This is a genomic window from Williamwhitmania sp., assembly GCA_035529935.1.
Taxonomy (GTDB): domain Bacteria; phylum Bacteroidota; class Bacteroidia; order Bacteroidales; family Williamwhitmaniaceae; genus Williamwhitmania.
Map to the genome: position 1 here is coordinate 1 of DATKVT010000194.1, position 8,953 is coordinate 8,953.

The window sequence follows — 8,953 nt, forward strand, 5'->3', positions numbered from 1 at the left end:
GGTCTCGATAGTTGGGCAACCTCAACCAACAACGCAATGTCGATTGGTGGAAATCTGATTAATAATTCTGATAATAGTTTTGCCTTTTACGGAACACAAAGCTACGCACGGTTCTCCAACATTAACCTCAATTTTTTTGGACCAAATAGTGCCTCCGTTACGAACATAACTGGCGGTACACCTACTACTATATTTAATAAAGTAACTGTAAATAAGGGTACATCTCAGGCCACCACCCTTACTGTAGACATTGGAGGCACACTCTCTACTCCTACTGATAATTGGCTGACCCTGCAAAACGGAACGCTTATATATAGCCGTACCGATCCCGGAACTGATTTTACAATCTCTCAAGCAACTCCATTTACAATCCCCGCCTCGGCAGGCTTGCTTATCAATTACCCAAACAACGGAAACAACACCAATATTTTGATTGGCAATGCTGCTTCCAATACCAACGACCTGTTTTTAAACGGTAAGCTAACGGTGATTAATGGAAATGTATACGTTGGTCCAACCAATGGCACTACAACCAATAATAACGACATTGAATATTCTGGAGGTGGGGCCTCCGCCATTGATATTCAGGGTGGAAATTTAGTGGTAAACGGCCAAATTCGCCGTAACCCTGCAACCACAAACGGTATTCTTAACTATACCCAAAGTGGGGGAAATGTAAAAATTAACGGACAGGCTGCAATACCGGGAAATGCCAAACTTGAGGTGTGCAATCCTGGAAGCGCATTTAACATGTCGGGGGGAACCTTAACTATTGTTCGCGGAGGTGGAACTACCTACGGTGATTTATACCTACGACCCGCAGCCGGCACGGTTACCGGTGGCGAGATTATTTTTACCCAAGGTCCAGCTGTTAGTCTTGTTCAGAACTACCTCCTAGATGCTAACGTGCCATTAAACAGTTTGACCATTACCGGCACCAATGGACGCAATGCAACGGTTAAGCTGCTTATTAGCCCACTAACTTTAAATGGCAACCTTACCATAAGTAATGGGAATAGCATATTTGATGCCAACACGAACTATAACATTAATGTAACCGTAAAGGGTGGATTCACCAATAATGGTTCCTACAAACACTATAATAACCTTACTACTTTTAGTGGTGGAGCCCAATCGATTCAAGGTTCTTCGGCTACCGACTTTTACGATTTGGTGGTGAATCCCGTTACCTCGCTCTCGCTAATTAGGGATATTACCGTTTTCAATAACCTAACCCTCAGCTCGGGTCAGCTACTCAATAGCACCTTTAATATTAACTTAAAGGGCAATCTTGTAAATAATGCCAACTACGATGGTGACGCCGTCCAGGGAGGGGTTATTCTCAATGGTAGCGTCTTGCAGCACATCTCCGGCACAGGAACCTTTGGCCGGTTAGAGCTAAATAACTCTGCCGGTGCTAGAACCGAGAGCAGTATTACCCTTCAAAAGAATTTGAGGCTTACTGCTGGGATTATGGACATTAATAAGTACCTTATGACCTTAGGGGCTGCCAGTACCATTGAAGGAAGTTCGTTTGGACCCACCAAAATGATCGCTTCCGACGGCGTATTTAGTAACGTAGGATTAAGTAAATACTTCAGCATCTACAGCGGTGCTCTGCAAACATTCACCTACCCCATAGGGACATCGGGAAAATACACTCCTGCTGTTCTATCCTATACCGACATTACCAACACGGGATACATTAGGGTTAACAACATCAACGATAACCACCCCGGAGTGCTCGATCCTAACAATGTTTTACACTACTACTGGGAGGTTGAAAGTAACGGTATTCAAGGGTTTCAAGGATCGCTAGTTTTCAACTACCTGCAGGCAGATGTTAGGGTTACAGGTGCAAATACTGAGGCAGAGTATATTGCTGCGGCGCTGCTCGTTCCTGGAACCAGCTGGATAAAATCAGGCCCAGGTGGGAATGACTTAACCGATAATGTTTTTGATCTTATTAATGAGATTAAATTCGATTTTCCCACCTCCAATAACCTTAGCGGTGAATATACCTGCGGTATCGATGCGGCGTTACCCAATGAGGTACCCCAGTTTAAAAGTATTAAGGATGGAAATTGGAATGACCCAACCGTATGGACTCAAACGGGTGGCGATCCCTACACGCTTACTAGCGGCCCCAATGGATTTATTGTTACAATAAGTGCAGCAGATACTGTATCCATCGACGCCAACTATGCATTTACTTACAGAATGACAATTGATGGAACATTGAAGGTGGTTTACCCCTTCATGGGAAATAACTTTGGTACGGTTGAGGGAAGTGGTAAGCTCTACCTCGAAAGTGCCACCTTCCCAGCAGGTCGTTATACCGATTTCCTAAGCTGCGCAAATAATGCTACGCTGGAGTATGGAGGAACCTTAGACTATACTTTGATTTCCGACCTTTATACCTCCATTCCTAATCTCTACTTCAGCGGAACCGGTACTAGAACGCTACCCAATAAAGATCTGACCATTTGCAACCGACTACTAATTGACGGCCCAACACTCGACAATAGCCTAAGCAATAAAAAGCTAACCATTCAGGGCACCATGGAACGGTATAATACCGGTAAATTTATTAGTGGCAGCGGTGCTGGCGCCACTGTTAGCTTCGAGGGTAGTGGACCCCAAACCATTGGTGGATCATTGGGTGATTTTACCGGAGTAAATAAATTTAACAATTTTGCCATAAACAATAGCAGTGGACTTACCGTTAATGCTGGAGGTGCCATGGAAGTGGCCGGCAACTTAATGTTGACCGCTGGCAATATAACCACCTCCTCTGCAAACGCATTAACCATTACCAATACTGCAATTAACTGCGTGGTGCCTTCCGGTGGTAGCTCAACCTCCTATGTAGATGGGCCATTGACTAAAAAAATAAACCCGGGCGAAAGTTTCTTCTACCCAATTGGGAAGGGAACCGTATTGGGAAACAAGTTGACCCTTACCCAAACAGCAACCGGAACTCAGCTTTGGACAGCGGAGTACTTTACTCCAAACTCTACATACACCAGCTTTACTGCACCACTATCGTACGTAAACTCGCACGACTACTGGACAGTAAGTGGCACATCAGGAAACCAAGCGGTAATTAATTTGGACTGGGATCCATCCAGCGATCTAACTCCATTAATGACCCAAAACGGACTACCCGATATGCGGGTAGCCAGCTATAACACCGGAACCAGCAAATGGGAAGAGATAACCTCGGGGGCAACGGGTAACAACAATAATGGAACTGTATCTACCTCAAGTGTTACAACTATACCTGCCGGAGGTGCAATCGATTTTACCACTGCCTGTATAAACATTGTAAAACCAAGAGCAAAACTTAATCCATCTGGTCCAGTGTGCGGTGGTAGCGGTATACCAATGCTATTTACGGGTGTAAACTCATCGAACCTTAATTTCATTTTAAACTACAACAAAGGCGGGGTAGCACAACCAGCGGTAACCGTAAATGCGTTACCCTATATTTTGCCCACCGATGCAACAGGAACTACCTATCAGCTTACAAGCTTTACATACAACAATCCGCCAAACGCTGGCCCAATTATAACTGGGGTGGTTGATCCGGCAACTATTACATCCTACACGGTTCCCGATGTAGCCAATGCGGGACCTAACCAATCCCTCTGCGGTGCTAGCACCGCAAACCTTGCCGGGAATGATCCTTCAATTGGTTTTGGAGTATGGACCATAGTTTCAGGCACTGGAGGTACCGTGGTCGACCCTACCGTTTATTATAGTGTATTCAACGGTACCCTTGGTTCTACCTATACCCTTCGATGGACTATTAGCAATGGAAGCTGTAGCTCCTTCGACGATGTAATTGTGAGCTTCCCATTGCTTCCATTGCAGCCATCTGCAATCTTAGGCAACAACCCGGTTTGCCCAGGTACTACGGGCGTTCTCTATGCCGTTACCAACGACCCATCCGTTACCTATACGTGGACATATACGGGAGTAAATGTTACGATAACCGGTAGTGGAAATACGAGAAGCATCGATTTTGCCGACAATGCCTCTGGCGGTACTCTAAGCGTAACAGCAACCAATGGGTGTGGAGATAGTGCTCCTCAAACACTTAACATTGTAGTAAACCCCATTCCCACAGCAACATTAACCTCCGATGGAGGGGGCGTCGTGTGCGAAAACGATCAGGCCACCCTTCACCTAGGCCGCAGCGGTGCCGGAACAACCTACACCTACTTCCTCACCCTACCCGATGCAAGCGTGGTTTCCTTCGACCAGGTTGCCGCACCGCTCAACCCCTACGATTACCTTACGGCCAACCTTCCGTGGATTGGACCAGCCGTAAATACACCATACATCTACAAGCTAAGGGTGGTGAATTCCACCACCGGATGCTCCAGTACCGAGGTGCAAACTACAGTTAACGTATACAAAACCCCGGAAACCGGACCGGAATACCACATTTCGAATACGTTTGGATATTGAGAGTTAGACTGTAGACATTTAGGCTATAGGCTATAGGTAGATACCTAATAACCTTTAACATCAAACAAAATCCCCGGCCGGGTTGGTCGGGGATTTGTTTTTTTGGGGGATTAGGTTATTGACTTTAGCCAAGTCACCTTGTAACTCGTAACCTGTAACTCTAAAAGCAAATTAGGATATTCGCGGGTTAGGAGGTTAGGAAAAAAGGCTGCAGGCATTCACACGTTTAATATGGACATGCACTATGCACCTTATGGCGGTTGCGGTGCAGGGTAGCGGTAGAGCAACGAACAACGATGGAGCGTGCACCGCTGCTCGCTAAGCCATATCTCTTCTACAAACATTGCACCCCGCTGGGGTGCTGAATGGTGTTTTGCACAATAGGTGGGTTCCTTGTTCCTTGTTCCTTGTTCCTTGTTCCTTGTTCCTTGTTCCTTGTTCCTTGTTCCTTGTTCCTTGTTCCTTGTTCCTTGTTCCTTGTTCCTTGTTCCTTGTTCCTTTTGTCTTTTAACTTTTAACCCCGATGAATCGGGATCTTCGCTGCGCTCCGACTTTTATCTCTAAAAGCAAATTAGGGTATTGTGGGTTAGAATGTTAGGAAAAAAGGCTGTAGGTTTTCGGTCATCAACTTCTGTCTTCTGTCTTCTGTCTTCTGTCTTCCGACTCCGGTCTCCGTTCTCTTTAGCCACCTTTCGGCGATTGCGGTGCAGGAAATCGATAGCGCACTGAACAATATTGGAGCGTGCACCGCTGCGCACTAAACCATACCTCTTCTACAAAGATTGCACCCCGCTGGGGTGCCGGGTCTTCCAATTCTTTTATCTTCACAGAGTTACACCGAGGTTTCGCAGGATTTTACAGGGAAAAAGGAACAGAATTTAAACCGTTGATGGCACCTGCAAATCTTCGGTCTTCTCCCCTTTCACCAACATTTTGGGCCTTCAGAACGAGCTGGTTAATGCATTGCTAGTGGAGCGGCGTAAGGGGCAACGCCCCGAAATGTGACAGCACATGGCTCTGCTTCGCGTCGCCATGTGTATTCGAATTCCACGTTAATGCTAGCCCTGAAGGGGCGAGATGTATGGTAGGATGAAGCATGAACGCGATGTAATTAAGATGGTAAACTTTCACGCAACTTTGTGGGCGTGCTCTATTAACCCACGCTGATTGCGGTGCAGGAAATCGATAGCGCACTGAACAATATTGGAGCGTGCACCGCTGCTCGCTAAACCATATCTTTTCTACAAAGATTGCACCCTGCTGGGGTGCCGTGGTTTTGGACTTTCGGCTTCCGACTCCAGCCTTCTGACTCTTTTGCTACACAAAATTCCATTGAGCACACACAGAGTTTCACAGAGAAATATAGGCTATAGGTTAGCCGTTTTGCCTTCGGCGACCTGTCTGGCCACATGACGGAGCTCCCGCAGAATGCAGATGACCCAGATTACATCCTATTTTTTGCAGTAGAAGTTTAACGCTTCTAATCAGAATAGGTCCATTGGGTTAATGGTGAGAAACTCTTTCCAGGAGAGCCCTTTATTCTCAATCAGGTATATCTTATGTGGATTGAATCTTTGCTTGAAAACAGCTAGACCTGCGGTATTCTTTGATGCGTTGCTCTTAATCTCAATGGCAACAACTTTGTTGTGTTTCTCCAAAATAAAGTCAACCTCGCTATTTCTTTCGCGCCAGTAGTAAACTGAAAGATCATTCTTTACTGAATGGTTTACAAGGTGCGAACCAACACATGATTCAACCACCCTACCCCAACCGGCAGGGTCGATAAGTTCCTCTGCTTTACTGCTTCCCTTTTGAGCGCTAAGCAGCGCATTGTTGTATACTTGAAATTTGGGGCTGCTGGAACGTTTGCGGATTTCGCCCGAAGAGTATTTCTCAATTCCACCCAACAGCCCCGCTGTTTCGAGCAGATTAAGATAGTGCGATAGCGTGGTTGTATTGCCAGCATCCTGGAGCTGCCCCAGCACTTTTGTGTAGGACAAAATCTGGCCCGAATATAGACAACCTAGCTCAAAAAGGTTCTTCAAGAGGGCGGGCTTATCTATTCTGGTTAGCATAAGTATATCCTTGGAAATGCTTGTTTCAATGAGCGAGTCCCTCACATATTTCTTCCACCTCGGTTCATCGCCAATAAGCTCGGCACTACCGGGATATCCACCAAACCATGCATAGGTCTCCTCATCCCAGCCAAATGCCCGGTTCATTTCGGAAAATGACCAGTGCGACAGGTAAAGTATTTCGAACCGACCAGTGAGCGACTCCGTTAATCCTGTTTGAAGTAATAATCGCGACGAGCCCAGCAAAATGACCTTTAGGGGGGTTCCGTTCCTCGAGTCCTCGTCCCAAAGCTTCTTGACAGTCTCACTCCAGTTGGATATTTTTTGAACCTCGTCAATAATCAGCAGATATTCACCGAGTGACTGGGCTTTAATTTTAATGCGCACAGCTTCCCATACCTGCTCCAGCCAAACTGTGCTGGTAGCTGCAACCGCATCAGCCGACTGGAAAGTGCATAGCACAGGTAGCTGCTTATACAGCTGATTCACCATGGTGGTTTTTCCTACTTGCCTAGGACCCATTACCACCTGAATAAACCTTCTTGGTTCTTCAATTCGCTTTTTAAGTATCTGCAATTCTGCGCGTTCGAACATATTTTACATTTTACTCAATACCATGAGTAAAATTACTCATAATGATTAACAAAATCAAATTGGACCACCGTTGATAAAGAAAAATCCCAGGCCGGGTGGAGTTAGACTGTAGACATTAAGGCTGTAGGTAAATACCAAACAAACTTTAGCATCAAACAAAATCCCCGGCCAGTTGGTCGAGGACTTTATTTTGGGATGAATTAAAGTTGTAGGTTTTCGGTCATCAACTTCTGTCTTCCGACTCCGGTCTCCGTTCTCTTTTGCTACACAGAGTTACACGGTGGGCACACAGAGTTTCACAGAGGAATTGGGGATGTAGGTAGATAACGAATAACCTTTAACATCAAACAAAATCCCCGGCCAGTTGGTCGAGGATTTTATTTTGGGATGAATTAAAATTGTAGGTTTTCGGTCATCAACTTCTGTCTCCCGACTCCGGTCTTCTGACTCTTTTGCTACACAGAGTTTCACTGAGAAATTGAGGCCGGAGGCTGCACCGTTATTTTTTCACAAAAAATACATTTTTACAAACATCTTTTTGCGATTTTAAACATCTTTTCAAACGTCTTTGTGTGTTCAGATGCTTAAATATGTTTTTTAGGGGGATTAGGCTATTGACTTTAGCCAAGTCACCTTGTAACTCGTAACCCCGATGAATCGAGATCTCCGCTGCGCTCCAACTCGTCACTATTTTATCACAGAGTTACACGGTGTTTTCACAGTGTTTCACAGAGGGATTGAAGCTTGAAACAGTGCATCTGTGGACTCCTAGGTAACTTCGTCACCTGTTACTTGTAACTCTTTTAAATGGGCAAAGCATACTAAAACATGGACAATTCTCATTACTCAGAAGTTGAATTATTTCCACATACAATTGATGGGATGTCGATATTTTCCGACCTACGGATAAACTTTAGGTAGAAGATCACGCTACTTACTTTTAAAGTCCTGAACAGGATCAATATTAATTCTGGTATTCGCTTGGGGTGCTGAATGTGTCTGTAAATACTCGCCAATCCAATCTTCTTCAACCAATGAGGAGTGAGTTTCTCTTTGCCTGCCAATACATCAATCATACCACCACAGGGTATGATAACACAACCATTGAGTAACGGTCGAAGTTTTGTTGCCAGCAGTTGCTTCTCTGGTGTGGGCAAACCAAGAAGTAAAAGGTTCGGTTTGGAATCAACAATCTTTGCAATAATTTCAACCTCCTGAGCCCTGTCATAAAAGCCATCAATACCAGCCAAAACATTGATATTAGGATGGTTGATTTTAAGATTAGCATTGGCTTGAGCATTTGATTCCGATGTGCCACCAACAAGCATGATCTTGGAACCGCTATTTGCTGCAATATCAATGGCAAGAAGGGTTAACATGGGAATTGAAATGTCATATTTAAGCTTAAACCCAAATAACTTGGCCAATAGATAAAAAAGCCGACCATCGGTAACCATTACATCAAATTTCTGAGCTGTTTTATGGTATGATGGATATTTTTTAAGATAGGAGAGTACAGCCAACGAGTATCCATAGTAGATTTTTGCTGGAGTATTATTCACCATACCTTGCTCAATAGAAAAGATGAGCTCCTCCTCGCTGAATACAGATATTTTTAAACCAAAAAAATTAACTGAAGGTAAATCACAAAAAATCATATTATGCCTTAAAATAGAAGTAAAAATAATGTATATCCGTAAAGTGTCATAATCCTGTAATATTGGCTACCACTAGCCTATCGAAGATTTTATCACCAAAATACCTTCTGTTTAATTTGTATACGAACTCATCAAGGTACTGCTGTAGAT

4 protein-coding genes are annotated in these 8,953 nt (G+C 44.5%); 1 reads left to right on the forward strand and 3 read right to left on the reverse strand.

Annotation, left to right across the window (positions count from 1 at the left end; genetic code table 11):
• On the forward strand, positions 1-4,476 hold a 4,476-nt coding region (locus tag VMW01_14815; protein HUW07517.1), incomplete at its 5' end, for a hypothetical protein.
• Between the two features lie 1,484 nt (positions 4,477-5,960).
• Here the strand turns inward: VMW01_14815 and VMW01_14820 are convergent.
• From VMW01_14820 to VMW01_14830, 3 genes are all read right to left on the reverse strand, one after another.
• Positions 5,961-7,145: an ATP-binding protein gene (locus VMW01_14820; GenBank protein HUW07518.1), complete on the reverse strand. Its 1,185-nt coding sequence runs from the start codon at positions 7,143-7,145 to the stop codon at positions 5,961-5,963.
• Between the two features lie 842 nt (positions 7,146-7,987).
• Entirely contained in the window at positions 7,988-8,803 is an 816-nt protein-coding gene (locus tag VMW01_14825; protein ID HUW07519.1) for a WecB/TagA/CpsF family glycosyltransferase, read from the reverse strand.
• Between the two features lie 46 nt (positions 8,804-8,849).
• Positions 8,850-8,953 (reverse strand): IS1595 family transposase (locus VMW01_14830; protein ID HUW07520.1); only part of this gene is annotated, 104 nt, incomplete at its 5' end.